At 70.9% G+C, this 25,980-nt stretch carries 20 protein-coding genes; 11 read left to right on the top strand and 9 right to left on the bottom strand.

Annotated elements, in window-relative coordinates:
- Positions 1-103 precede the first annotated feature (103 nt).
- Positions 104-2,857, top strand: coding sequence for a glycosyltransferase (locus LUM46_RS19915; RefSeq protein ID WP_274996350.1), 2,754 nt, complete (start codon positions 104-106; stop codon positions 2,855-2,857).
- Between the two features lie 2,131 nt (positions 2,858-4,988).
- Here the strand turns inward: LUM46_RS19915 and LUM46_RS19910 are convergent.
- From LUM46_RS19910 to LUM46_RS19895, 4 genes are read right to left on the bottom strand one after another with little or no spacing between them, the layout of a single operon-like run.
- Positions 4,989-6,548, bottom strand: a complete 1,560-nt coding sequence (locus LUM46_RS19910) for a glycosyltransferase (RefSeq protein WP_274996347.1) — start codon at positions 6,546-6,548, stop codon at positions 4,989-4,991.
- Complete coding sequence (locus LUM46_RS19905; RefSeq protein ID WP_274996345.1) at positions 6,545-6,784, bottom strand: acyl-CoA carboxylase epsilon subunit; 240 nt, start codon at positions 6,782-6,784, stop codon at positions 6,545-6,547. Before LUM46_RS19905 ends, LUM46_RS19910 begins: the two co-directional genes overlap by 4 nt.
- On the bottom strand, positions 6,781-7,305 hold the full coding sequence (locus LUM46_RS19900) for a hypothetical protein (protein ID WP_274996344.1): 525 nt from the start codon (positions 7,303-7,305) through the stop codon (positions 6,781-6,783). Before LUM46_RS19900 ends, LUM46_RS19905 begins: the two co-directional genes overlap by 4 nt.
- A 43-nt stretch (positions 7,306-7,348) precedes the next feature.
- Complete coding sequence (locus tag LUM46_RS19895) at positions 7,349-8,947, bottom strand: acyl-CoA carboxylase subunit beta (protein ID WP_274996343.1); 1,599 nt, start codon at positions 8,945-8,947, stop codon at positions 7,349-7,351.
- A gap of 119 nt (positions 8,948-9,066) precedes the next feature.
- Between LUM46_RS19895 and LUM46_RS19890 the strand changes: the two genes are divergently transcribed.
- The 3 genes from LUM46_RS19890 (at position 9,067) to LUM46_RS19880 (ending at position 11,470) form a co-directional block, all read left to right on the top strand.
- Positions 9,067-9,897, top strand: coding sequence for a biotin--[acetyl-CoA-carboxylase] ligase (locus LUM46_RS19890; RefSeq protein ID WP_274996342.1), 831 nt, complete (start codon positions 9,067-9,069; stop codon positions 9,895-9,897).
- Between the two features lie 133 nt (positions 9,898-10,030).
- Positions 10,031-10,327 carry a hypothetical protein gene (locus LUM46_RS19885; protein WP_274996341.1) on the top strand — a complete coding sequence of 99 codons (297 nt, stop codon included), beginning with the start codon at positions 10,031-10,033 and terminating at the stop codon, positions 10,325-10,327.
- Between the two features lie 63 nt (positions 10,328-10,390).
- Positions 10,391-11,470, top strand: a complete 1,080-nt coding sequence (locus LUM46_RS19880) for an adenylate/guanylate cyclase domain-containing protein (RefSeq protein ID WP_274996339.1) — start codon at positions 10,391-10,393, stop codon at positions 11,468-11,470.
- On the opposite strand, the gene LUM46_RS19875 is transcribed toward LUM46_RS19880, so the two are convergent.
- Positions 11,458-12,243, bottom strand: coding sequence for a crotonase/enoyl-CoA hydratase family protein (locus LUM46_RS19875; RefSeq protein WP_274996337.1), 786 nt, complete (start codon positions 12,241-12,243; stop codon positions 11,458-11,460). The two genes, LUM46_RS19880 and LUM46_RS19875, sit on opposite strands and share 13 nt — an antisense overlap.
- A 54-nt stretch (positions 12,244-12,297) precedes the next feature.
- Positions 12,298-13,989: a hypothetical protein gene (locus tag LUM46_RS19870; RefSeq protein ID WP_274996335.1), complete on the bottom strand. Its 1,692-nt coding sequence runs from the start codon at positions 13,987-13,989 to the stop codon at positions 12,298-12,300.
- A 139-nt stretch (positions 13,990-14,128) separates the two neighbouring features.
- On the opposite strand from LUM46_RS19870, the gene LUM46_RS19865 reads away from it, so the two are divergent.
- Positions 14,129-14,800 carry an HAD family hydrolase gene (locus LUM46_RS19865; RefSeq protein WP_274996333.1) on the top strand — a complete coding sequence of 224 codons (672 nt, stop codon included), beginning with the start codon at positions 14,129-14,131 and terminating at the stop codon, positions 14,798-14,800.
- A gap of 57 nt (positions 14,801-14,857) precedes the next feature.
- Positions 14,858-16,126 carry a 3-phosphoshikimate 1-carboxyvinyltransferase gene (gene aroA / locus LUM46_RS19860; protein WP_274996332.1) on the top strand — a complete coding sequence of 423 codons (1,269 nt, stop codon included), beginning with the start codon at positions 14,858-14,860 and terminating at the stop codon, positions 16,124-16,126.
- Here aroA and LUM46_RS19855 read toward each other — a convergent pair.
- Positions 16,095-17,174 carry a PDDEXK nuclease domain-containing protein gene (locus LUM46_RS19855; RefSeq protein ID WP_274996330.1) on the bottom strand — a complete coding sequence of 360 codons (1,080 nt, stop codon included), beginning with the start codon at positions 17,172-17,174 and terminating at the stop codon, positions 16,095-16,097. The genes aroA and LUM46_RS19855 overlap by 32 nt on opposite strands.
- A gap of 86 nt (positions 17,175-17,260) precedes the next feature.
- Positions 17,261-18,016 carry an SOS response-associated peptidase gene (locus tag LUM46_RS19850; protein ID WP_274996329.1) on the bottom strand — a complete coding sequence of 252 codons (756 nt, stop codon included), beginning with the start codon at positions 18,014-18,016 and terminating at the stop codon, positions 17,261-17,263.
- Positions 18,017-18,127: 111 nt separating this feature from the next.
- Here LUM46_RS19850 and LUM46_RS19845 point away from each other — a divergent pair, with 111 nt between their 5' ends.
- The 5 genes from LUM46_RS19845 to LUM46_RS19825 all read left to right on the top strand — a co-directional run bounded on the left by LUM46_RS19845 (position 18,128) and on the right by LUM46_RS19825 (position 25,357).
- The gene (locus tag LUM46_RS19845) at positions 18,128-19,387 is read left to right on the top strand and encodes a multidrug effflux MFS transporter (RefSeq protein WP_274996328.1); all 1,260 of its coding nucleotides are present in this window, start codon (positions 18,128-18,130) and stop codon (positions 19,385-19,387) included.
- A 64-nt stretch (positions 19,388-19,451) separates the two neighbouring features.
- Positions 19,452-21,692 carry an esterase-like activity of phytase family protein gene (locus tag LUM46_RS19840; RefSeq protein WP_274996327.1) on the top strand — a complete coding sequence of 747 codons (2,241 nt, stop codon included), beginning with the start codon at positions 19,452-19,454 and terminating at the stop codon, positions 21,690-21,692.
- Positions 21,693-21,743: 51 nt separating this feature from the next.
- Entirely contained in the window at positions 21,744-22,985 is a 1,242-nt protein-coding gene (locus LUM46_RS19835; protein WP_274996326.1) for an LCP family protein, read from the top strand.
- 207 nt (positions 22,986-23,192) lie between these two features.
- A complete protein-coding gene (locus LUM46_RS19830) occupies positions 23,193-23,618 on the top strand; it encodes a peptidoglycan-binding domain-containing protein (protein WP_274996324.1) in 426 nt (141 codons plus the stop codon).
- A 326-nt stretch (positions 23,619-23,944) separates the two neighbouring features.
- On the top strand, positions 23,945-25,357 hold the full coding sequence (locus LUM46_RS19825; protein WP_274996323.1) for an LCP family protein: 1,413 nt from the start codon (positions 23,945-23,947) through the stop codon (positions 25,355-25,357).
- Positions 25,358-25,370: 13 nt separating this feature from the next.
- On the opposite strand, the gene LUM46_RS19820 is transcribed toward LUM46_RS19825, so the two are convergent.
- The gene (locus LUM46_RS19820; RefSeq protein ID WP_274996322.1) at positions 25,371-25,979 is read right to left on the bottom strand and encodes a LysE/ArgO family amino acid transporter; all 609 of its coding nucleotides are present in this window, start codon (positions 25,977-25,979) and stop codon (positions 25,371-25,373) included.
- Between the last annotated feature and the right edge of the window lies 1 nt (position 25,980).

Genomic DNA, 25,980 nt, shown 5'->3' with positions numbered 1-25,980 from the left:
AACCTACTGTGTGGCGGAGTGAGGAGACCTTGGATCGGCCCGGACGGTACGATCGTCCCCGGCTCGAGCGTCCAGCTCGCCGACCCCGAGAAAGGCTGCATGCATGAATGTTCGACGCCGGAGCCTGCGCCATCGCGCGCTTCGCAAGATCGCCCGCACCGCTGATCGCTGGGCCGGTGCCACCGCGTCGCAGGAGAAGAAGGCCGTCCCGGTAGCCGTGCCGGCCAAGGCGCCGTCGACGGCCAAGTCGACGTCCAAGCCGACGGTCGCCGAGAAGGCTCTGACCCGGCTGCGGGCCTCGTACCAGCAGATGGTCGAGGTCGCCCTGGGGCTGGAGCCGGGCAGCCTGCCCGAGGGAGAGGTCCGCGCCAAGCGGGAGTACGTCCAGGCGGCGAAGCGCACAGCCGCGGACGCCGAGCTCGCGCGGATCCTGCGTTCGGGCGTGCCGCTGGCGGACGGCGTGGTCCAGATGATCCGCGGCCGGTTCACCCGCAAGCTGAACTCCGAGGTGCTGGTGAGCGCCCGTGCGCTGTGCCACTCGCTGCACGACCAGCCCGAGACCCGCGTCGCCGGAGCACTGGGCGGCGCGCTCGTCGCGCGGCACGCCGGCACCTACGACCTGGCCTGGGACCTGTTCTCCGAGGTGCCGAACGACCTCGTGGCCCGCAACGCGCCGGTCGAGTACCTCCGCACAGCGGCGCAGGTAGGCCAGCTCGGTGTCGTGGACACGTGTGTCAAGTGGATCGACCAGGGCCTGGTGCGCGGGGCGAAGGACCTGTACGCCATGGCGTCGATCTTCTTCGCCGTCAAGGAGCACGCGGCGGTCTCGAGCGCGCTCGACGCGGCACGGGAGTCGGGTGACGCGGACGAGGCGCTCGTCCGCCGCATCGACCTGCTCGCCGACTTCACGGCACGCGCCGTCGAGCCGCGGACGGCGACGGTCCCGGAGGGACGCGTCTCGTTCGGCGTCATCGACTACAAGCAGCCGGACGAGGCCACGACGTCGTCGAACGTGGGCGACTACGTGCAGACCATCGCGAGCCTGGGGCACCTCGTGCGCCACGCCGGCCTGCGCCTGCACGGCGACGACGAGCTGGTCGAGGTCGTCTCCGAGCTCCAGGACCGCGTCCGCCCCGAGCTGCAGATCGACGGCCCGGGTGCCGACGTCCAGCTCATGACGCTGAACCGGGACTCGTCGAGCTACGACGCCGTGCCGGAGAACACGTGGGCGATCGCGTTCGGTTGGTACATGCAGGACATCTTCGGGCTGGCCTACGACTTCCCGTTCAACCCGAACGTGAACCCGCTGTTCATCTCGTTCCACGTGAACCGCCCGAGCATGCTCACCCCCACGGCGATCGAGTACCTCAAGGCGAACGGCCCGATCGGCTGCCGCGACTGGAACACCGTCTACCTCCTCCTCGCCCGTGGTGTGCCGGCCTTCTTCTCCGGCTGCCTCACGACGACGATCAGCACGGTGTTCCCGGACGCCGAGGCGCCGGTCCCCGCGGGCGGCCCGACCGTCTACGTGGACACGCCGGCGCCGTCGGAGGACGCCATCCAGGTCACGCAGATGCACGAGGACGTCCGGTGGACGTCGATGGGCCCGAACGTCCGCGAGGCGCTCGGCCTGCTGGAGAGCTACCGGTCGGAGTACGGCCAGGTCGTCACCTCCCGCCTGCACTGCTACCTGCCGTCGTGGTCGATCGGCGCCAACGTGCAGTTCACGCCCAAGAACCGCGCGGACGTGCGCTTCGCCGGCCTGCTCGACGCCGACGAGAACGACCTGAACGAGATGCGTGAGCGCATCCGCCGACTGCTCGCTCCGGCGATGGCTCTCGTGCTCCAGGGTGCGTCGCGTGAGGAGGTCTACGCCGAGTGGCGCAAGACCGTGGCCCCCGAGGTGGCACTGGCGGAGCAGCGGTTCGCGGCTCCCACCACGAGCCTGACGGCGTCGTTCGACGTGGACGAGGCGTGCCGGACGGCACGTGCCTCGCGCGTCGTGGCGCCCGCCACCGCGCCCCGCAGCGGCGAGACCGTGCACGTGGCGGTCGCGCTCGACGGCAACCTCAAGACGGAGATGGAGGTCGTCATCGGCGGCATGGTCCAGCACTCCGACCGGCCCCTCCACGTGGTGGCGCTCACCCGCGACCACACCACGGCGGACCACGACCGGCTCGCCGGCCTGTTCCCCGAGGTCACCTTCGAGTGGATCGCCTGCGACGACATCGACTACGGCCCCGTGCTCGGCATGCTCAAGCACATCACCGTCTCGACGATGGACCGCCTGCTCCTGCCCGAGCTGCTGCCGGATCTGGACCGCGTGGTCTACCACGACATCGACGCGCTGACCGTCAAGGACATCGCGACCCTGCACGACACCGAGCTCGGTGGTTCGCCGCTCGCGGCCCGTTCGTCCGTCGGGCACGGCGTGCGCAGCGGTCTGGGCAACATCCTCAAGCAGGGCCGTCGCCTGTCGGAGGAGCCGCAGGTGGCCAACGAGTTCTTCCGCACCATGTACCAGCGGCACCCGAAGGACTTCGACGGCTTCAACGCCGGCATCCTGCTGATGGACCTCGCGCAGATGCGGTCCGAGGGCTTCACCGCCGAGTACGTGGCGTACGTCGAGACCTACGGGCTCAACGACCAGGAGATCCTGAACTGCTACGCGGGCTCCCGGTACCGGAAGATCGACCCGGTCTGGAACAACTGGCCCACGCAGGAGACGGTGACCGACCCGAGCATCGTGCACTGGGCAGGCTGGCTCAAGCCCTGGAACCAGGAGCTGTACGTCAAGTACCGCGACCTGTGGGACAAGGGCACCGCCTTCGTCGAGTCGCGCCGCATCAGCGCGTGACCGAGGCGGTTCTCACGGACGAGGTCCTGCACCAGGAGGTCCAGGACCTCGTCCGTGCTCTGCAGAAGCGGCAGAAGGTCGCCGTCCCCGACGTGGTCGCGACCCTTGTGCGCGTCGGAGATGCCGGGGAGCGGTCGCTCGCCGCAGACCTGGCCGGGGTGGCGTCGGTCCGGTTTCCCGGCCGGGTGCGCATGCTGCTGGCGTGCGCCGCGGCGCTGGAGGCGACCGACCAGCCCGCGGCGGCGGTGCCGCACCTGCGCAAGGCGCTGGAGCGGGGCACGGGCAACGACCGCCGTACGGCCCGGCGCCTCGCGCGGGCGCTCGTGGCGTCCGGCGCACCCGTCGCCGATGTGGACGACGCCTACGCGCGCGTGCTGCGGGACGAACCGACGTCCAGGCCCGCGCTGGACGAGTGGCGCGCGGTGGCGCGCGGCACGGATGACGTGCCGTGGGCCGAACGACTCTCGGCGCTCCAGGCGGGTGCCGACGACCCCCTGCCCGTCGTGCTGCACGAGCTGCTCCGCGGGCCCGAGGCGGAGACGGAACGGCGGGCGCAGTCCGGGGCGCTCACGGCGTTCCTCGCTGGTGACGAAGCGCGAGCGTGCGCGGCGGTCTGGGCGGCCTACGCCGCCCTCGAGCCGCTCCCCGCTACGGACGCCGACCGGGTGGCCGCGCTGCCCGCCGTGGTCAAGGACCTGTACTTCCTCGCCGCCGTGCCGCGGATCGTCACGCCCGAAGAGGCCGTCGCGGACGGGGTGCCCCTCTCTGCCGACGCGATCGCGTGGTGGCGGGAGGAGTTCCTCGCGCCGGACGTGCCGCAGCCGGACGACCGCGAGTTCGTGACGCTCGCCCAGCGGCAGATCGCCGACGCCGACGACCCGCACCTCGCCCACCAGACCCGGGCGGTCCGGGAGCGTCGGCTGGTACTGCGCGACCCGTTGACCGGTGCGGAGTGTGCGCCGTTCGACGCGCTGGTGTCGTTCGGCAAGGCCGTCTACTCCTTCGGTGACCGTGAGCACACGATGCTGCTCAGCCTCGGCGCCGGCTTCAAGGCCGCGTACGTCTTCCTGCCGGCACGCGGGGTCCTGCTCGATCTGGGCGCGACGTTCGGCCGCCCGATCCTCCCGCCGCACAAGATGGTCAACCTGCTCACGAGCCTGCTCGACCGCGTGGTCGCCGAGCGGGACCGGTACGCCGGGGCGGTCGCGAGCCGGCCGGATCCCCGGACGGAGCGCACGGTCGTGCTCCAGATGACCGTGGCGGAGAACTTCGCCCATCACGTCTGGAACTTCCACCCAGGCGTCGAGCGGCTGGTCGAGCACGGCGTGGCGGCCAACGTCGCCGAGGTCCGCACCGTCGGGACCCGGTTCTTCGGGGCCTTCCTGGAGCTCTTCCCGGAGTTCTCCGGGGCGCGAGTGGTCGACGAGCCGCGCCGGGGCGTACGCGACCCGTACCCCTTCTCGCACGAGCACCTCGTGGTGTCGGTCGGCGGTTACTTCATCCGCCGGTCGCTCGTGGAAAGGATCCGCCAGAGTGTCGCGCGGGCGGACCCCACCCCCGGATACGCCCAGCCGCCGTCGACGGGCGCCCGGAGTGGTCCCGTGGTGTGGATCGGCCTCCGGGTCCGCAGCAGGGCATGGGCGGACCAGGAGCACGAGGTGGCCCGGTTCATCGACGCGCTGCACCTGCGCTACCCGCGGGCGCTCGTCCTGCTGGACGGCTACTCGTACCCGATGGACAACGACCTGGTCTCCGAGCGGTGGCAGAGCAGCATCGACGAGCTGCACACGGTGTCACGGGCGATCAAGGAGGGCGCTCGACACGGCGACCAGGTGGTCGACCTGGTGGGCAGTTCCTTGCGGGAGGCCGTGCTGTGGGCCGAGGCCACGGACGTGTACGTGGCGCCGAACGGGACCAGCCAGCACAAGGTCGGCTGGTTCAGCGACGCCCCCGGTGTCGTGTACGCGCCGGCGTCGCTCGGTGCCGTGCCTCCCGAGCGCCGCCCGGGCGCCCGTGAGGCGGAGGGTCGGCCCGTGCCGGTGACCCTCTTCGGGGAGGCAGCCGGTGAGGGCGAACGCCGTGGCGGCAACGACGTCCGCGATCACCTCGAGAACCTCTGGATCGACCGGGGTCAGCTCCTCGCCACGGTGTGCGACCTGCTCGACTCGCGCCTGGCGACGTCGTCGAGCAGGTCCCGCCAGGCGTCCCTGTACCGGCGCGGCGAGAAGCTGCTGGTCACCCGTCTCGCACCGCGGCTGAGCCGGCGGGCCAGCCGGTCGTCCTCGAGCACCTGAACCAGCCGGTCGGCGAGGGCCTGGACGTCGTCGCGCGGCACCAGGAACCCGTTCTCGCCGTCCCGGATCACCTCGGCGGGGCCGTAGTTGCAGTCGTACGCCACGAAGGGCGTGCCGACGGACATAGCCTCGGTGAGGGTGAGCGGCAGGCCCTCGTGGAGGGACGACATCGCTGCCACCCGAGAGCCGGCGAACGCGTGCAGCGCCTGCGCCGTACCGCCGTGGAACCGGACGTCGACGCCGGGCTCCAGGCCGAGCTCGGCAGCGAGCTCCTTCAGCGACGCCTCGTCCCTGCCGGTCCCGTACACGTCGAGGTGCGCGCTCGGCACGCGCTCGTGCACCAGCACGAACGCATGCAGCAGGTGGTCGAGCTGCTTCTGCGGGGCCAGCCGGCCGATGAACACCACGGAGTCCGGGTCACGCCGCACGCCCCGGACCTTCGGCCGGGGCGCCGCGTGCCGCAGCACCCGCAACGGCAGCCCGGGGTACCGGGCCAGGAGATCGGTGCGCTGCCGCTCGGTGAGGCACACCATGACGTCGACGTTCGTGGTGTCCGAGAAGAAGCCCTTCCAGGCCGCCTGGGTGGGCGCCGAGGCGTCGTAGGGCGCCGAGAGGTGCGAGTTGTGCAGCACGGAGACGCCGCCCAGGCGGGGATGGCGCATGAGGCGCAAGGCGCGTTGCCACACGTTCTCGCCGTCGGCGAAGACGACGAGGCGCTCCGCGGAGGCGAACCGGGCGTCGAGCCAGTGGGCGATCGCGCCCGCGTAGTCCCCGACCGGCTCGTCCCGCAGGCGCAGCCGGGCATCGCCGGCGCCCACGTGCCCGGCCACCTCGGCCTCGAGCCAGACCGCGCGCCCGTCGACGACGAACTCGCGCCGCCGCCCGCCGTTCGGGACGAGATGGTCGACGGCGATGGGGCTGCCGTGGGCGAACGACCAGATCGACTCGCGGGTGCCGTCCTCGCGCAGCACGACGAGCTGACGGGCCTCCTCGGTGGCGGGGTCGAGCAGCTCGATGGTGCGCAGCGTGCCGTCCACGAGCGTGCGCACCTGGATCCCGTCCTCGACGGTCCTGCGGCGGCGCTTCACGCCCGGCCCGGCGGCGATCCGGGGCACCTCGATCGGCTCGGTGTCCCGGGCGCGGGCGCGGTCGACGTCGTCGGGCCCGTCGCGCCACAGCACCAGCACACGGACGTCGGGATGCAGCAGGCCCTGTGCGCGGACCCAGGCGCCGTCATCCTCCAGGAGACCCGTGACCACGAGGGAGGTGCGGTATCCGAGGCCGGCGTAGAGGTTGGCCCGGGCCAGCACGGCACGCGTGCCGCCGGCGATCCGAGTGCCCAGCGACCGGACGAACAGGACGACGTCGGTGTCCCCGGGCCGGGGGGTCCTGGTCACGACCGCAGGCTCCAGCGCCACGCGTCGGCGTTGTGCCGCCCGGAGCGCCCGCCGAAGTTGTTGGCGGTCGCCGCGCCGTTCCCCCGGAGCACCCGGGCGTGGTTGGTCCACTCGTCGAGCGGCGCGGCGTCCTCGGGCTCGGGGCCGGCCGCCGTCACGGCGGCGAGGCCGGCGACCAGGGCCGCCACCTCGACGTCGTCGGGCTCACCGCGCACCACGCGTACCTGGGGGCTCACTCGTCGTCCTCCTCGTAGAAACCGAAACCGGGCGCCTCGCCGCGCGAGGCGGCCCACTCGGCGATGTCGTAGCCACCGTCGGTGAGGTGTGCCGCGACGGACTCGCCGGCGGCGTCGAGCAGGTCGATCACCCCGTCCAGGGTGGCGTCGCCACCGCGCGCGGCGACGACGAAGCCCAGGTAGAACGACTCACCGCCCTCGGGCAGCTCCGACTCGATGATCTCGTCGACGTCTGCGCCCTCCTCCGGCTCCCACACCGACGACGTGAGGTCCGGGTGCATGCCGAGCGAGCCGTGCAGGGTGTCGAACAGGGCGGCGTTCAGGTGCCCCACCGTGGACTCGAGCGCGAGCACCCGCGGGTCCTCGTCCGCCTCCGCGGCGCCGAACTCGGCGCGGACGCCCACGGCCGTCCCCACGTAGTCGTGCAGCGCCGCCGCCAGTGCGTCGACCGCACGGTGCATGGGCTCCGCGTCGACGCGGCCCATCGGCGCCGGGCCGTGGGTGGCGTCCTCGTGACTCATGTCGTTCCTCATCCCGTCCGAACTGCCTCGGTCCTCCCGCCGGTCAGAGCGGGATGTTGCCGTGCTTCTTCGGAGGAAGCGTAGATCGCTTGGTGCGCAGCGCGCGAAGCGCGCGCACCACCTGCACCCGCGTCTCGGACGGGCGGATGACCGCGTCGACGTACCCGCGCTCGGCGGCGTCCCACGGGTTCACGATGGCGTCCTCGTACTCGGCGGTCAGCCGGGCCCGCTCGGCCTCGACGTCGCCGCCCGCCTCCTGGACGGTGCGCAGAGCGCCCCGCTGCAGGATGTTGACGGCACCGCTCGCACCCATGACCGCGATCTGGGCGGTCGGCCACGCGAGGTTGACGTCCGCGCCGAGCTGCTTGGAGCCCATGACGATGTAGGCGCCACCGTAGGCCTTGCGCGTGATGATGGTGATGAGCGGCACCGTGGCCTCGGCGTACGCGTAGATCAGCTTGGCGCCGCGGCGGATGATGCCCTGGTGCTCCTGCCCGACACCGGGCAGGAAGCCCGGCACGTCCACGAACGTCACCACCGGGATGTTGAAGGCGTCGCAGGTCCGCACGAACCGCGCGGCCTTCTCGGCGGCGTCGATGTCGAGCGTGCCCGCCATGGACTGCGGCTGGTTCGCGACGATGCCGACCGACTGGCCCTCCACGTGCCCGAACCCGATCAGCACGTTGGTCGCGAACATCGGCTGCACCTCGAGGAACGACTCCGGGTCCAGGACCCCCTCGATGGCCGTGCGCATGTCGTAGGGCTGGTTGTCGCTGTCGGGGATCAGCTCGTCGAGGGCCTCGTCGTCGGCGGTGACCTCCAGCGGCGTCTCGTCCTCCGGCGGGAACGACGGCGCGTCCGAGAGGTTGTTCTGCGGCAGGTAGCCGACGAGGTGGCGCACGTAGTCGAGCGCGTCGTCCTCGTCCTGGCCCATGTAGTGCGCCACGCCGGACTTCGAGTTGTGGGTGCGGGCGCCGCCCAGGGTCTCGAAGTCGACGTCCTCGCCGGTCACCGTGCGGATCACGTCCGGACCGGTGATGAACATGTTCGACGTCTGGTCGGCCATGACGATGAAGTCCGTCAGCGCGGGGGAGTACACCGCGCCGCCCGCGCTCGGGCCCAGGATCAGGGAGATCTGCGGGATCACGCCCGACGCCGCGACGTTGCGCCGGAACATCTCCGCGAACTGCGTCAGGGCCGCGACACCCTCCTGGATGCGGGCGCCGCCGCCGTCACTGATGCCGATGAGCGGCACACCCGTGCGCAGCGCGAGGTCCTGCACCTTGGTGATCTTCTGGCCGTGCACCTCGCCGAGGCTCCCGCCGAACACGGTGAAGTCCTGGGAGTAGATGCACACCTGCCGGCCGTCGATGGTGCCGTAGCCGGTGACCACGCCGTCGCCGGCGATCCGCTTCTTCTCCAGGCCGAAGTTGCGGCTGCGATGCTTGGCGAGCGCGTCCAGCTCGGTGAAGCTGCCCTCGTCCAGGAGTGCGTCGATGCGTTCCCTGGCGGTCTTCTTGCCCCGCTTGTGCTGCTTCTCCTGGGCCGTCTCCTCCGGGATGTCGATGGCGGCTGCCCGGCGCGCGTCGAGGTCGTCGAGCTTGGCGCGCGTGCCGGCGAGGGTCGTGATGGCGTCGTTCACAGTTCGAGCGTAGTTGTCGGATGCCTCCGGCTCGATGCGTGAGGGTCCAGCGGGTCACGCCGCTGTGTTGTGGGTTTCCTCCAAGGGCGAGGCCGGGCGGGAGGGGAGAGGATGAGGGAGTGCACCAGTCCCTGTGTCTCGACAAGCTCACCGTCCCCGGATACTCCCGGGTCGAGGTGGTCGAGACCTCCTCCTCCACCAACGCCGAGCTCGCCACGGCCGTCCGGTCCGACCCGGCCGCGTGGCCGGCGCCGTCGGCCCTCGTCGCCGAGCACCAGACGGCGGGCCGAGGACGCGCCGGACGTTCGTGGGAGACGCCCGCGCGGGCCGGCCTCACCGTGTCCGTGCTGCTGCGCCCCCGCGTCCCGGCCGAGGCCTTGGGCTGGCTCCCCCTGCTGGCCGGGCTCGCGGTGGTCCGTGCGGTGTCCGACGGCGGCGTCACCGCCGCCGTGAAGTGGCCCAACGACGTGCTGCTGCCCGCCGTCGACACGATCGCCGGGCTGGGGCTCTACCGCAAGGTCGCGGGCATCCTCGCGGAGGTCGTACCCGGCACGCCCGGGCAGCGGACGACGGCGGTGGTGCTCGGGATCGGGCTCAACGTGTCGCAGTCCGCGGAGGAGCTGCCCGTGCCGACGGCGACGTCGCTGGCGCTCGCGGGCTACCCGCGGCCGGACCGGACCGACGTGCTGGTGCGGCTCCTGGGTGAGGTGCACGCCGTCGTCCGGCGCTGGGAGCAGGCCGGCGGTGACGCCGCCGCGGCCGGCCTGCTGGACGAGTACGCGGCCGTGTCGGCGACGCTGGGCACCCGTGTCCGCGCCGAGCTGGCCGGGGGTGCGGGTGTCCTGGAGGGCGAGGCGGTCGGTCTGGACGGGTCGGGGGCCCTCGTGGTGCGCTCGGAGTCGGGCGAGGAGCGGGCGGTGACCGCGGGCGACGTCTGGCACCTCCGGTGACGTCCCGGGGGTGAACTGGCCCGCCGGACGGGTGAATTCGGTGGCAATCCCTGCCGCGGGACACGTCGTCTCCGGTAACGTCCGCCCCAAGCGACGGCAGGCACGCGAAGGTGCGTGACAGCGGGGAGATGCCATGGAGGCAGGTCGAGCCACGCTCGGGGTGGCGAAGGCGATCGTGTGCGCGGCGGCGATCGTCGCCGTGTATCTGATCAGCACGGTCCGCCTGGACCGGGGGATCGTCCAGACGAACGGCACCCCGACGGCGGGCCTCGTGGCGGCCGGTGTCGCCTGGCTCCTGGTCGTGTGGGCCCTGCTCTACCGCGACGACGGTGTGCCCGGAGTGCGGCTGGGGCTGTGGAACGTCGTCACCGTGGTCGCGATGCTGCTCGTGCTCATGGGAATCCCGCTCGTGCTGACGCTCTGGAGCTGATCCCGCGGGCTTGTCCTGCGGATGCATGCAGGTGCATAAGGTGCCCCCGCCTACAGTGGTGATGTGCTCCACAATTCCGAGACCCCTCCCACCCACCACGACGCGCACCACGACGCGCCGGGTGCCGACACCGCGGCGCGGCTCGACGAGACGCTGCTCGGTGGCGCTCGCCGGTACACGTTGTCGCAGGTGGTGGAGCTGACCGGGCTCGACAAGCAGTTCGTCACCCGCTACTGGCGCTGGATCGGACTGCCCGTCACGCACCCGACGGAGACGTGGTTCACCGACGCCGACGTCGAGGCGCTCAAGGATGCCGCGAGCCTGTTCGAGGCCGAGCAGATGGACGAGCGCGCCCAGATGACCTTCATCCGGTCCGTGGGCCACACCACCGAGCGGCTCGCGCTGTGGCAGGTCGAGGCGCTCGTGGAGCACCTGGCGCGACGGTACGAGCTCGACGAGACGTCGGCCCGCCTGCTCGCGCTGGACCGGCTCCCCGAGATGTCCGCGATGCTCAGCCGGCAGCTCGAGCACGCCTGGCGGCGTCAGCTCGCGGCGCTGACGGGGCGCACCGCCATCGAGTTCGCCGGCTCCCGGGGCGACGACCGCAACGACAGCCATCAGCTGCCGCTGCTCCGCGCGGTCGGGTTCGCGGACATCGTGTCGTTCACGAAGCGGACGGCGGGGCTCGGCTCGGAGGAGCTGGCGGAGTTCGTGCAGCGGTTCGAGGCGGGTGCGCGGGACGTGATCGTCAACGCGGGCGGCCGCGTCGTGAAGACCATCGGCGACGCGGTCCTCTTCGTGACCGACGACATCTCCACGGGCGCCGAGGTGGCGCTCGGCCTGGCCGAGACCTCGGGCGCGGCACTGGGCACCGCTGCTCCCGGCGACCCCGAGATCCCGGTCCGGGTGGGTCTCGTGTGGGGGCGGGTGCTGTCCCGGTTCGGCGACATCTTCGGGCCGACGGTGAACCTGGCCTCGCGCCTCACCGAACAGTCGGACCCCTCGACGGTCCTGGTCGACAAGGAGACCGCCGCGAAGCTCGCCACGAGCTCCCGCTACGCGCTCACCGCGCAGCCCGTCCGCGACGTCCCCGGCATCGGCCGGATAGCGCCGGTCCGGCTGCAGCGCGCCTACCGCGGCTGACGCAGCGCCCGCAGCGCACCCGGCAGCAGTCTCAGCTGCGCCCGCCGCTCGGCGGCGAACGTGCGCCGGTCGCCCGACGACCATCGCCGGTCGAACAACCGCTTCGCGGCCGCGACTGCCTCGGGGCGCCGCTCGGCGATCCGGCCGGCCAGCGCGAACGCCTCGTCCAGCGGCGTGTCCGTGACGGTACCGGCCAGGCCGAGCCGGCCGGCGTCGGCCCCGGTGAACTCCTCGGCCGTGAACGTGAGGCGCTTCGCCGTCTCGATGCCCACCAGCTGGGTCAGCGCCCGGATCCCCGACATGTCGGGGACCAGGCCTCGCTCGACCTCCTTGACGGACCAGCGGGCGTCCGGGGTGGTGAGGCGCAGGTCGGCGGCGAGGGCGATCTGCACGCCGGCGCCGAACACGTGCCCGTGCACCGCGGCGATCACCGGTACGGGCAGCCGCCGCCAGGCCCAGCAGGCCTCCTGGAACAGGTTGGTGCCGCGGGGCGTCGGAACGAATGCCCGCGCCACCGCCGCCGGGTTGCGGGCCGCGGCGCCGAGGTCGAGCCCTGCGCAGAACGAGCGGCCGTTGCCGGAGACGACCACCGCACGCAGACCGGGCGTCCGCCCGAGCCGGCGCGCTGCCGCCCGGAGGTCGCCGAGCATGTCGAGCGACAGCGCGTTGAGCTTGTCCGGCCGGTCCAGGCGGACGTCGGCGATCCCGTCCGAGAGGCTGCAGGTGATGCGGCTCCCGGACGGGACTGCCGACTGCGTGGTGCTGGCGCTCATGGAGCGCAGCCTACGCAGGACCGCCGGACGCGCGGCGACATTCGTGCCGCACAGTCACCAGCGGATGTTCTCCGTGTCGACGCCCTGGTACGGCGGAACCTTCACCGTGCGCTTGCCGGCGCTGCCGCCGAGGACGACGGTCCGGTAGCTGACGTTGTTGGACTCGGTCCGCTCGTGCAACGCACCCCGCGGGTTCACCGTGATCTTGATCTGGTAGGTCCCGTTGGGCACGCCGTTCAGCTTGAAGGCCTGGGTCTGGTACTGGCTGTAGGTGTCTCCCCAGCCGGCGGGCAGCACCTCGCGCAGCCACAGGGCGGACCTGTCGCCGCACGTGCTGTCCAGGCCGATGGCGTCCGGACGCCACGTGGCACCCGGAACCGACAGGTCCACGGGGTCGGTCGGCGCCAGGCACCAGGACTGCTTGCCGCTCGTCGTCACCAGCGAGCCGTCGGGCTTGACGAGCTCGTACTTCGCGAAGTCCAGGAAGTGCCAGTGGTCGTGCTCCGGAGCGGCGTGGTACTTCATCGTCCCGGTCCTGGCGCTGCCGACCTCCTTGCCGTCCCGGTAGAAGAACTGGTAGGCGTCCATGACCTCGCCGGCGCCCCGCCGGTAGCCCTCTACGACCAGGGGAGCAGGTCCGGCGTTCCACTCGTGGGCGTTGAAGGTGAGCCGGTCGGTACGGCCGTTCCGCTCGGTACCGATCTCCCACGCGGGCACCGAGACGAGGTCGGGAAGGGTGTCCATGGCCGGGGCCTTGGTCGAGGGCTTCGATCCCGGCTGACCGAGCGCGGGGTGGTCGCCGCCGTGCTCCTGGTGCTCGTTCCGGAGCGTGAAGAGGTTCGTACGGTGCGTGGGCCGAGTGGTGTCGCCCGAGCCGGCGTGGCCACCGCTCGTGTGCGCCTGCCGCCGCTCCTCCTGGGCGGTGGGCTCCCCTTCGGCCAGGCTGCTGAAGCCCTCGTCGGGCTGGCCCAGGAGCGCTGCCCCCATCTCTCCGCAGTCCACGAACCCGCACTCGTCGACCACCTTGACCCGCTGCGAGACCGAACGGGCGTCCGCGGGGAGACCGAGGAAGTTCGCGACGGGGTCGCTGATGCTCACGGTCATCCGGAGGTTCGTGCGCGTGGTCTTCACCTCGAAGTAGGTGTCCAGCCGGCTCGCCCAACCCTGCTCGATCCCGGAGACGGTGGCGTTGGTGAACCAGTTTCCGCCGCACCACATGGGGTAGATCGGCTCGGTGTTACCGGTCGGCTCGACCCGCTGGCGCTCCTCACCGCCGAGGCACAGGCTGCGGGTCTTCTTGGTGAGGACGTTGCCCTTGGCGTCGACGACCTGGACCGTGAGGCCCCGCTTGAAGCCGTTGAACCCGTCGACGATCTTGGCGGGCGCCTTCTTCGTGGTGCGCTTCTCGCCGCGGATCACCGTCTTGGTGAGTGTGACCGGGTCGGAGGGCTTGGCGCGCTTCGCCCAGAACTCGTAACCCTCGCCGTAGGCGGCGAGCCAGACGCCCGAGTCGAGGTAGACGTAACCGTCGTAGGCATAGGCCTCAACAGTCTTGGACGCCGGAGCGAACCGGAGACCGGGCTGTGCTGCAGCCAGCTCTCGCGCCGCAGGCGTGGTGGTCGGCACGGTCGATGCCGATGCGACGTCGGTCGCAGCCCCTTCTCCGAGCAGCCCGAGGGCGAGCACGGCGGCCACCCCCATCGTGAGCAGGCGCGGTGATGATCGGGACGAGCGGTGAGCGGTCATGGATCCCCCAGGTGGGTCGGGACAGGAGTCTGTCGCTGTCTAGAGACGCGCGGGCCTGCGATTACGTTGCCCCAGCGGTGAAGTTCACCCCCTGCTCGTCCAACTCCGCGTACTCGCGGGCGTGTGACACGATGCGAGCGTGCTGAAAGTCGTTCTCTTCGATCTCGACGACACACTCGTGGACCAGGAGGGCGCCTCTCGGGCGGCACTTCTCGACTGGCTGCCCGAGCTGGGTCTGCACCTCGACGACCTGGATGAGCTGGTAGCCGCGTGGCTCACCATCGCGGAGGACGCCTACGCGCGCTACCAGCGGCGGGAGATCACGTTCCAGGACCAGCGGCGGGTTCGCGTGCGCGAGTTCCTGGGCGCTGACGCCACCGACGACGAGGCCGACGAGCTCTTCACCGGGTACCTGTCCCGCTACGAGCGGGCCTGGATCGCGTTCGACGACGCCGTGCCCGCCTTGCGCAGGGTGCGCGACGCAGGCCTCGTCGTCGCGCTGCTCACCAACGGCGACTCCGTCCACCAGCGGCGCAAGCTCGACCGGACGGGCCTGGCCGAGCACCTCGACGTCGTCGTCGCGTCCGACGACCTGCCCGCGGGCAAGCCCGACCCGCGCGCGTACGCCGCGACGTGCGAGATCCTCGGTGTCGCGCCGGGTGATGTGCTGATGGTCGGCAACGACCTGGAGAAGGACTTCCACGGTCCGCTCGACGCCGGGCTGGGCGCTGTGCTGCTAGACCGGCACGACCGGTACCCGGACGTCGCGGACCGGATCCGGACGCTCGGCGAGGTGCTCCCCGGGGCCTAGCCGGCCCGAGGGGTGGGCCTCCCGGACCGATGGCCCGCGGGGCGCTACGGTCGGGACGTGACTGTCGTCGAGATCCCCGGTTCGAAGTCGATCACCGCACGAGCGCTGTTCCTCGCGGCGGCCGCGCGGGGGCGATCCACCCTGGTGAGACCGCTGGTCTCCGACGACACCGAGGCGTTCGTCGAAGGGCTCCGGGCACTCGGGTACGTGGTCGGGCAGGGCGCCTCGGAGTGGGAGATCGAGGGTGCGCCCGCCGGTCCGCCGCGCGGGTCCGCCGACGTGTTCACCCGGGACGGCGCGACGACGTCGCGCTTCCTGCCCGTCCTGGCGGCAACCGGCAGCGGTCGGTACGCGTTCGACTCCTCGGCGCAGATGCGCCGCCGGCCGATGGCTCCGCTCACCCAGGCGTTGCGCGAGCTGGGGGCGACGCTGGAGTTCGGCGGCGAGGCTGACCATCACCCCCTGGCCGTGCACGCCGCGGGGCTCTCCGGTGGGGCCGTCCGGCTCGACGCCGGGACATCGTCCCAGTTCCTCACCGCGCTGCTTCTCGCCGGTCCGCTGATGCGCGACGGTCTGACGGTCGAGGTGACCGACCTCGTCTCGGAACCGTATGTCGCGATCACGACGGCGATGATGCGCGCGTTCGGGATCGACGTCGCCCGGACCGGCCGGACCTACCGGGTCGAGCCGGGCACCTACGTCGCGAACCGGTACGAGGTCGAGCCGGATGCGTCGTCCGCGAGCTACTTCTTCGCGGCGGCGGCGCTGCTCGGTGAGTCGATCACCGTGCCGGGCCTGAGCCCGGGAGCCCTGCAGGGGGACTACGCGTTCGTCGACGTCCTCGCTCGCATGGGCGCCGACGTCGACAAGAGCGCCGGAGCGACGACCGTGACCGGGACCGGGACCGGGACCGGACGACTTCGCGGGATCACGGTCAACATGCGCGACATCTCGGACACCATGCCGACGCTCGCGGCGATCGCGCCCTTCGCCGACGGGCCGACCCGGATCGTCGACGTCGCCAACACCCGGGTCAAGGAGTGCGACCGGCTCGACGCGTGCGCGGTGAACCTCCGGGCGATGGGGGTGCAGGTCGAGACGGGGCCCGACTGGATCGAGATCCAGCCTGCCGCGCCGCACGGTGCGGAGATCCGCTGCTTCGGTGACCATCGGATCGCGATGGCTTTCAGCATCGCCGGCCTGCGCGCCCCGGGAGTCACGCTGGACGATCCGGGCTGCGTGAAGAAGACCTTCCCGACCTTCCACGCGGTGCTCGCCGACGTGATCCGTTCGTTCAGGCCGGGCCTGGTTCCGGGAGCGCGGTGACGGGTGGTTCGTGGGCCCGGATCTCCTCGCCGATGATGGCTTCCAGCTCTTCCGGGTCCGGCAGCTCTGCGCGTTCCTTCGGCGTCAGGCCCTCGTAGAGGGCGACCGCGACGGGGGACGCGGTGCTCGCGAGCGCGTAGTCGAGCGTGGCCCCGTTGCGCTCGGTGCACAGGAGGATCCCGACCGTCCGTGCATGTATCGCCGGATCCCGGACCTCGCCGTCGATCATCGCGACGTAGGTGCCGATCTGGCCCATGTGGGCCGGCTGGAACTTCCCGACCTTCAGCTCGACGACGACGTAGCGCAGCTGGGTGACGTGGAAGAAGAGCAGGTCGACGAAGAACTCGTCGCCGCCGACCTCGATCCGGAACTGGCGCCCGACGAACGCCATGCCGCGCCCGAGCTCCAGCAGCGTGGCCTGTATCCGATCCATGAGTGCCTGCTCACGGTCGCGTTCCGCGATCTGCTTGCCTGGGTCCAGGTGCTCGAAGACGTAGGAGTCCTTGACGACCTGCTGGGCGAGGTCGGAGTCGGAGGCTTCGAGGGTCGTCGAGAAGTTGGAGGGAGCGGAGCCCAGGCGGCTCTTGAGGTCCATCTTGATCTCGAACTCGAGGCTGGCGCGGGACCAGCCGTTCTCGACTGCCTGGGCGGCGTACCAGTCGCGGTCCTCGCGGGTGCGGAGCTTCGCGAGAAGGATCGTGACATGGCCCCAGGGCAATTGTGCAACAGGCTGTTGCACAAACTCTGACTCAGCCGGCCACGCTTCAGCAACCTTCCGCATGTACAAGAGGCTGCGGCGCGACCATCCCTGCTGACCTGGAAACTCCCGCCGCATATCAGCCGAGATCTGGTCAACGACCTTGGCGCCCCAGCCCTCGTTCTTCTGGCGGTCGAGGATGTCGCGGCCAACGGACCAGTACAACCGCAGCACCTGGGTGTTGGCAGCACGCACCGCGCGGAACTGCGTGGTCCGGACACGATGTTTCAGGTCCGCGATGAACGCTGTGTAGCCCGCGGGCTCCGACCTGCTGGCGGTCTCGATCGTCATGGGTCAAGTGTGTAGAGGAAAGATGTCAACCGCGCGCCGAGTTGCACATACGCAACGATCTGTTCCTCAGCGACCCTGTCTGATCGTCAGACCAGCACCGGCTCCGGATCCCTCGGTTCCGGATCCGGCTCGATCAACGACGGCCCGTCGTTCCGCACGGAACCCACCGCATCGCCCACCGGCCGCGTCGTCAGCGGGGCGTTGTCGATCTGCAGGAGATCGGACGCGTCGCGGACCGCCGGGTCCAGCCACGTGTCCCAGGCGTCCCGCGGCAGCACGAGCGGCATCCGGTCGTGGATCGGAGCCATGCTGTCGGACGCCGGCCGGGTGACGACCGTGGCTGACACGAGCCAGCGGTCCGGGTCGGTCTCGCTCGCGGCAGGGTTGCGCCAGAACTCGTACAGGCCCGCGAAGGCGGCCACGCCGGCGTCCGCGGGGTGGATCCAGTACGGCTGCTTGGGGATCTTCTTCGAGCCGGACGCCGGTAGCGACAGCTTGCGCCACTCGTAGTAGCCGTCGGCGAGCACCAGGCAGCGCCGCGCCGCGAACGGCTTGGCGAACGCGGGCTTGTCGAGCAGGGTCTCCGAGCGGGCGTTGATCATGCGGGCGCCCACACCGGGGTCCTTGGCCCACGACGGCACGAGCCCCCATCGGGCCAGCTGCAACGACCGTGTCACCTCGTCCGAGTCGCGACCCGCGCGCTCGACGACGATGCGCACCGGGTCGGTGGGCGCCACGTTCCAGGACGGCGGCAGGAGCCGCGCGTCCTCCGCTATCTCGGCGATCGCGAGCTCGTCAGCGAGGTCCTGGGTGTCCGTGAAGGAGGCGAAGCGTCCGCACATGGGACCAGCATGCCCCGCCCCACTGACATTGCGGCGGGGCGGTCGGCAGCGGGTGGTGGGAGAGGGAGGTCACTCTGTTCAGGGTCGTATCGATTCGATAGAATGTTGGGCATGCCAACCGAAGCGCCGTCGGGCGTGTCCTCAACCATGCCCGGTCGCCGCGCTCCGTCGTCTCGATCCGCCCTCAAGTGGGTGATCATGCTCGGTGCGCTGGCGTGCCTGCCCGCCCTTACCGTCGACATGTATCTGCCTGCGCTCCCGCAGGTCGCCTCCGATCTCGGTACCTCCGACACGCTGGCCCAGCTCACCGTCTCCTGCATGCTCGTCGGTGGTGCGCTCGGCCAGCTCGTCATCGGCCCGCTGACCGACCGCTTCGGGCGCCGTCTGCCGCTGATGATCGGCATCGGGATGCACGTCCTGGTCTCGCTGGCCTGCGCCATCGTCGACGACATCCACCTGCTCATCGGGCTGCGCCTGGTGCAGGGCTTCTTCAACTCGGCGGCGAGCGTCGCGGCGATGGCCACCGTGCGCGACCGGTTCGTGGGAGCCGAGGCGGCCCGCATCCTGTCACGCCTGATGCTCGTGATCGGCGTGGCCCCGATGCTCGCGCCGTCGCTCGGCTCGATCGTGCTCGAGGCGTTTGCCTGGCGCTGGATCTTCGTGGTGCTCGCGCTCATCGGTGCCACGCTCGCGGTGATCGTGTTCTTCGTGATGCCGGAGACGAACCCGGTCGCCCGCCGCACCACCGGGGGCGCGTCGTCGGTGCTGCGCGGCTATCGCACGCTGCTGCGCGACAAGCACTTCATGGCGCTCGCCCTCATCCCCGGCCTCGGCATGGGGGTCGTGATGAGCTACGTGGTGGGCTCCCCGTTCGTGTTCCAGCAGGGGTACGGCCTCTCGCACGGGCAGTTCTCGCTCCTCTTCGCGATCAACGGCCTCGGCCTGGTGCTCTCCGCCCAGGTGAACGCGTCGCTGGTCCGGCGGGTCGCCCCCATCCGGCTGCTGCGGACGGCGATCGTGGCGCAGGTGGTGATGTCCGTGGTGCTGGTCGTGGTCGCGGTGACGCAGGTGGGCGGCCTGATCGGGCTGCTCGTGGCCCTGTGGCTGGTGCTCGCGTTCCAGGGCCTCATCCCCGCCAACGCCTCGGCCCTGGCGCTGTCCAGGCACGGCGAGATCGCGGGGACGTCCGCCGCCATGATCGGTGCGGTGCAGTCGCTGCTGGCCGGCCTGGTCTCACCGATCGTGGGCCTGCTCGGCAGCGACACCGTCGCCATGTCGGTCGTGATGCTCGGTTCGGGCCTCACCGCGTTCATCGTGCTGGCCGCCGCCACGCCGGCGTACCGCAAGGGCGGCTGGCACACGCCGATCTGAGTGTTCATCCCGCGGTCGGGCGGGATTCACCAGGATGTCGGCTCCGCCGTCTTGGCTCGCACGCATGAGTACACCCCTGCGCACCCGCGCCTCGCGCGTGGTGGCCGCCGCGGCAGTGGCATCGCTGCTGTTCCCCGCTGCCGTCGCCGTCGCCGCACCCCAGCACGGTCCCGGGCCCGAGCACCACCGCGGCTCCTACCTCGCCGCCACCCTGGCCGGTCGGGCCACGCTGTCGGCCGACTACCTCGCCGAAGGCCCGCCGTCGGGCGCCGCGGCTTCTCCCGCCAACGGGCGCCAGGGGCCGTGGGACGGCCAGGTCATCCCTGGCTTCTCCGCGATGGTCGACAACCGCGACGGCACCTTCTGGGCCCAGCCGGACAACGGGTTCGGGGCCAAGGGCAACTCCGCCGACTACCTGCTGCGCAACTACCTGGTGCGCCCGCAGTGGGACACGGGCCGGAAGGGCTCCGGCGAGATCGAGGTGCTCGACTTCATCGAGTACAACGACCGCAACGACGTCCTCGACTTCGAGATCGTCCACGAGGACACCGAGGAGCGCCTGCTGACGGGCGCCGACTTCGACATCGAGTCCCTGGTCCGGGCCGCCGACGGCACGTTCTGGGTCGGTGAGGAGTTCGGCCCGTTCCTGCTGCACTTCGACGCGGACGGCACGCTGCTGGAGGCCCCGTACGAGTTCCCGGACGGCAAGTCGCCCGCGAACCCCTACCTGGAGCCCGGCGAGAAGCCGAACGTCCCCAGCAGCCGCGGCTTCGAGGCCCTGGCCTCGAGCGGTCGTCACCTCTACCCGGTGGTCGAGGGTGCGCTGGCCGACGACGAGGATGTCCGCCGCCGCTGGATCTACCAGTTCGACACCCGTCGCGGTGAGTACACCGGCAAGCGCTGGGCGTACCAGACCGACCGTGAGGTCAACGTGATCGGCGACGCGTTCGCCACCGGCCGCGACTCCATGCTGCTCATCGAGCGGGACGACTTCGAGGGCGACCAGTCGGTCATCAAGCGGGTGTACGAGATCGACCTGAGCCGCACGGACCGTGACGGTTACGTCCGCAAGGAGCTCGTCGTCGACGCACTGCGCATCGAGAACCCGCGCGGTATCGACGCCGGCGAGGGCTACGGGCTCGGCGAGACGTTCGCGCTGCCCGTGCAGTCCTTCGAGACGGTCCTGTTCGTCGACCGCGACACGCTGCTGATCGGCAACGACAACAACTACCCGGGCAACGACTCGCGTGTCACGGGTACCCCGGACGACACCGAGATGGCTCTCGTCGACCTGAAGAAGAAGCGCGTGACCGACGACGGCGTGACGGTCGTCGGGCACCGTGGGGCCTCCGGCTACCGGCCGGAGCACACGCTCGCCGCGTACGAGACCGCCATCAACCAGTGCGTCGACTACATCGAGCCCGACGTGGTCTCGACCAAGGACGGCGTGCTCGTCGCCCGGCACGAGAACGAGATCGGCGGCACCACCGACGTCGCCGCGCACCCGGAGTACGCGGACCGGCGCACCACCAGGACGATCGACGGCGCGCGGATCACCGGCTGGTTCACCGAGGACTTCACGCTCGCCGAGCTGCGCACCCTGCGGGCCAAGGAGCGTCTGCCGCAGGTCCGGCCGCAGAACACCCCGTTCGACGGCCTCTACCAGGTCCCGACGCTCGACGAGGTGCTCGACCTGGCCCGGAACAGCCGCACCTGCGACGGCGCCCCCGTCGGCGTCTACCCGGAGACCAAGCACCCCACCTACTTCGACTCGATCGGGCTGTCCCTGGAGGAGCCGCTCGTGCGTGAGCTCCGCCGCAACGGCTTCGACCGGGCCGACGCCCCGGTGATCGTCCAGTCGTTCGAGGTGGGCAACCTCCAGGACCTCGACGAGATGACCGACGTGCGGCTCGCCCAGCTCGTCAGCAGCAGCGGCGCACCCTACGACCTCGTGGCGGCCGGGGACCCGCGTACCTACGCAGACCTGGTCACCCGCCGGGGCCTGCGAGAGATCGCCGGCTACGCCGACGGCATCGGCGCCGAGAAGAACGTGCTGATCCCGCGCAACGCCGACGGCACGCTCCGCGCGCCCAGCCCGGTGATCCGGGACGCGCACCGCGCCGGCCTCGAGGTGCACGCCTGGACCTTCCGCCGTGAGAACCAGTTCCTCGCGGCCGACTTCCGCTCCTCGACCGACCCGAACGGCATCGGCGACATGGTGGGCGAGGTGCAGGTGTTCCTGGAGGCCGGCCTGGACGGATTCTTCACGGACAACCCGGACCTCGGCGCCGCCGCGGTGAGCTGACCTCCGCTTCTGAGGAGGCCCGGTGCCGGGGTACATGCATATGCTCCGCATGTGCCCCGGCACCTCCGTACCCAGCGCAGTCACCGCGTCGCGCGAGTCGTGGCGCTCGTCGTCGTCGGCGCGCTCAGCCTGCTGGGGGTCGGCGCTGCGGCCGTCTACCTGGACCTGAAGGACCAGATCGGCGTCAGCGACGTATCCGGTCTCGTCAAGGGCCCCACGCCGTCGTCGGCGCCCGACCCGGACGACCCGTTCACCGGCCGTAGCCTGAACATCCTGATCATGGGCACCGACCTGCGTGGCGGGGAGAACACGGAGATCGCGGGCGAGGGTGACGGCGGGATGCGGTCGGACACGACCATGCTGATGCACGTCTCCGGAGACCGGTCCCGCATCGAGGTGGTCTCCATCCCGCGCGACTCGCTGGTGGAGATCCCCGCCTGCGAGCTGCCCGACGGCACCGAGTCCGGCGCCAGGTACGGCATGTTCAACAGCGCGTTCACGATCGGCGGTGGCGCCGAGGAAGACCTCACGTACGCCGCCGCCTGCACGATCTCCGCCGTGCAGGCACTCACCGGCGTGCCCGTCACCAACCACATGGTCGTCAAGATGGACGGCGTGGTCGACGTCGTCGACGCGCTCGGCGGGGTGCGCATGTGCCTGCCCGAACCGCTCGTGCAGGACCCTGACTACGGGCGCTTCGAGCTGCCGGCGGGGGAGCAGACCCTCGACGGGCGCCAGTCGATCAGCTACCTCCGGGCCAGGCACGGCGAAGGGCTAGGGCTCGACCAGGGCAGCGACCTCACCCGGATCACGCGGCAGCAGGCCTTCGTTGACGCTCTGGTACGCCAGGTCCTGGACCAGAACGTCGTCACCAACTCGCCCCGGCTGTACCGCACCATCCGCGCGGTGCTCAATGCGGTCTCCGCCGACCCGGGCCTGGCCGACCCGGCGGCGCTGGCGGGCCTCGCGTACAGCATCCGGAACATCGACCCGGCCGAGATCGTGTTCACCGAGCTGCCCGTGGTGGCCGCGCCCACCGACCCCAACCGTGTGGTCTGGACCGACGAGGCCACCGCTGTCTGGGAGCGCATCGCGGCTGGCGAGCCGCCGCCCGGGCACGCGACGCTGCCGTCGACCGGTGCCGGGGGGAGCGAGGATCCGGGCAGTCCTTCGGGGAGGGAAACGGGCGAGTCCCGCGGCACGGGTGCGGGCGACGGGGGCGGGACGACGCCGTCGGGCACGCCCAGCTCGGCGCCGTCGCCCTCGCTGCTGCCGGGCGTCTGCCCGGACTGACCGATCCGTTGATGAACAACTGTCCAACTTTAGGTTGTTTGACCGTTTAATGACCTTATGCCAGGCTCATCGTTGGAGTGCCTCTCTTGAGGTGCTCGTGGAAGGGGCTTCACCCGAGGTCTCCACAGCCCCAGACGATGGAGGGTCATGAAGAACTTTCGTGGACGATTGATGGCGGTATTCGCGGCGGTCAGTCTGGTCCTTGGCATGGGAGCAGTCGCTTTCGCTGCGCCCGCGTCCGCCGCGGCGGGGTACTGCAATAACTACGCCTCCTTGGACGGGACGGGTGGGTGGGTGTACCGCGTCCCCGTGCAGTCCGTGTCGGGCGGATATCACGAGACGTGCTACATGGCGCCCAGCACGTCGTACAACAAGGGAGCCGAGCAGCTGCAGCGGTCCCTGAAGCACTGCTACCTCTCGCACATCCCGTCCGCGTGGCGTGCCTCGTTCGTGGACGGCTACTACGGTGGGCGGACCTCCGAGGTTCTGGCGAGCGTGCAGAGCGCCTCTGGTGTGAGCGGCGATGGTCTTTACGGCCCGAATACGAGGCGTGCGATCAAGTGGCCGGCGTTCTCGCAGGCGAGCGGTTCTTTCACCGGTAACTGCTACAGGACGGCGATCTCTGTCCCGTAGCACCTGAATCGCCGAACCGTACTGCAGCGGGGGGCACAGGGTCCCGGCACGTCATCACCTTGTCATTGCCTTGCCGGGCCCTGGTCCCCCCCCGTCTGGCCGAGGGCACCATCGGGACTCTTGACCGATGCGGTGATCGCGGCAACAGCGAACGAGGCCGCGGTGCGGTCCACGGTGCCCGGCAAGTGGACGGGAGTGGCGGATGCGTCGACCCGAGCGCTGCCGGGCGTTGACAGGGCCTGGTCGCCGACGACGACCTGGAACCCACCTGAGAGCGCCAGGACTTAGTTACACGATTGACGCACAGAGGCCATAGTCTCCGGTGCGTGGCGACTGATTTCTGGACGGCGGTCCGACCTGTCGGCGAGATACTTCAAACACCTCCCCGGCATGCGCGGTCGGGCGAGCGGCAGCCCCGTCACGTCCGCAGCTGGCGCAAGATGATGGTGTTCCGCGGGGTCACCATGGGTGTCGTCGGCACGATGGCGTTCGGCTCTGCCGCGGCCGCCACGGTGTACCAGAACGCGATCTCGCAGATCGAGGTCCAGGACCTGGACGGCCTGGTGGCCGAGCAGGTCACGCCGAAGAACCCGTCCGACCCGTTCAAGGACGAGCCGGTCAACCTGCTCCTCATGGGGACCGACATCCGTGACGGCACCAATGCCGACATCGGTGGCTCGGTCTCGGGTATGCGCTCGGACACGACGATGCTGGTGCACATCTCGGCGGACCGGCAGTGGATCGAGATCGCGTCGCTGCCCCGTGACACCTTCGTGGACATCCCGTCGTGCCAGCTTCCGGACGGCGGCCAGTCGCAGCCCTACCGCGACAAGTTCAACGCCTCGTTCGAGGTCGGCAGCGGCGACACGTCGCTCAAGCACGCGGCCGCCTGCACGATCAACACGGTCAACGCCATGACGGGCGTGACGGTGACGAACCACGCGGTCGTCAAGATGAACGGCGTGATCGACGTCGTCGACGCGATCGGCGGCGTGAAGATGTGCCTGCCGGAAGCGATCCATGGCGACCCCGCGTCGGCCCGCATCGACCTGCCGGCCGGGGAGAACAGGCTCGACGGCAAGACCGCCATCCAGTTCCTCCGGGTGCGCAAGGGCACCGGCATGGGGCTCGAGATGCGCAGTGACATCACGAGGATCGAGCGGCAGCAGGCGTTCATCAACGCGACGCTGCGGCAGATCCTGTCCGCCGAGACACTTGCCGACCCGACCAAGACCTTCCGGCTGATCAACGCGGCCCTGGGCTCGCTGAGCGCCGACCCGGACATCGCCGACCCGGGCAAGGTGGCGGGCCTCGCCTGGTCGCTGCGGGAGATCGACAAGCGGAACATCATCATGACCAAGGTCCCGGTGTACGACACCACCGAAGGCTCCGCGAGTGGCCTGGGCTGGTATCCCGAGGCCTCGGAGATCTTCGCGCGCATGGCGGAGGACATCCCGCCGGACGAGGCGGTGCTGCCCGACCCGGAGCCGTCCGGCTCGCCGAGCGCGAGCGGCGAGGCCGAGGACGGGTCGGCGGACGCCGGAACGGACGACGCGGGGACCGGCGACGAGGGAGCAGGCACGGGTGACGAGGGCGAAGCCGGCACGGGCGACGCCGGCACGGGGGACGCCGCGGGCGACGAGACCGGCACGACCGGTGACGGCACCGGGGAGGAGCCGGCGGCCCCGAAGCCGAGCCCGAGCCCGGAGGTGCTGCTCGACGGCGTCTGTGCCGACTAGACTCCGCTGACGCTCAGGCTCCGCTGACGACCAGCGAGATCGCGACGGCCACCATGGTCACCGCGACGACGCTGTCGAGGACGCGCCACGCGCCCGGCTTCTCCAGGAGCGGCGCCAGGTAGCGCGCCCCGTAGCCGAGCGCGACGAACCAGGCGGTGCTGGCGATGCAGGCGCCGAGCCCGAACCACCAGCGGTCGTCGCCGTGCGTGGCGGCGAGCCCGCCCACGAGCACCACGGTGTCCAGGTAGACGTGCGGGTTGAGCCAGGTCAGCGCGAGCGTGGTGGCGACGGCCGCACCGACCGTGCGGTGCGTGACGCTGTGTCGCCCCATGACCACCCGCTGCCCTTTCACGGCGCGGTAGGCGGCCATGCCGCCGTAGACGAGAACGACGACGGCACCCGCCCAGCGGGCGAGCTCGACGACCAGCGGCGCGCTCTGGATCATGGTGCCCAGCCCGCCGACCCCTGCCGAGATGAGCACGAGGTCGCTGACGGCACAGATGCCGGCCACGAGCCCGACGTGCTCCCGGCGCAGGCCCTGGCGGAGAACGAAGATGTTCTGCGCCCCGATGGCGACGATGAGCGACAGACCGAAAGCCATGCCGGCGAGCGCGGAGAGCATG

The organism is Promicromonospora iranensis (assembly GCF_028994805.1).
Taxonomy (GTDB): Bacteria; Actinomycetota; Actinomycetes; order Actinomycetales; family Cellulomonadaceae; genus Promicromonospora; species Promicromonospora iranensis.
This window is presented reverse-complemented; position numbering and strand designations above follow the sequence as displayed.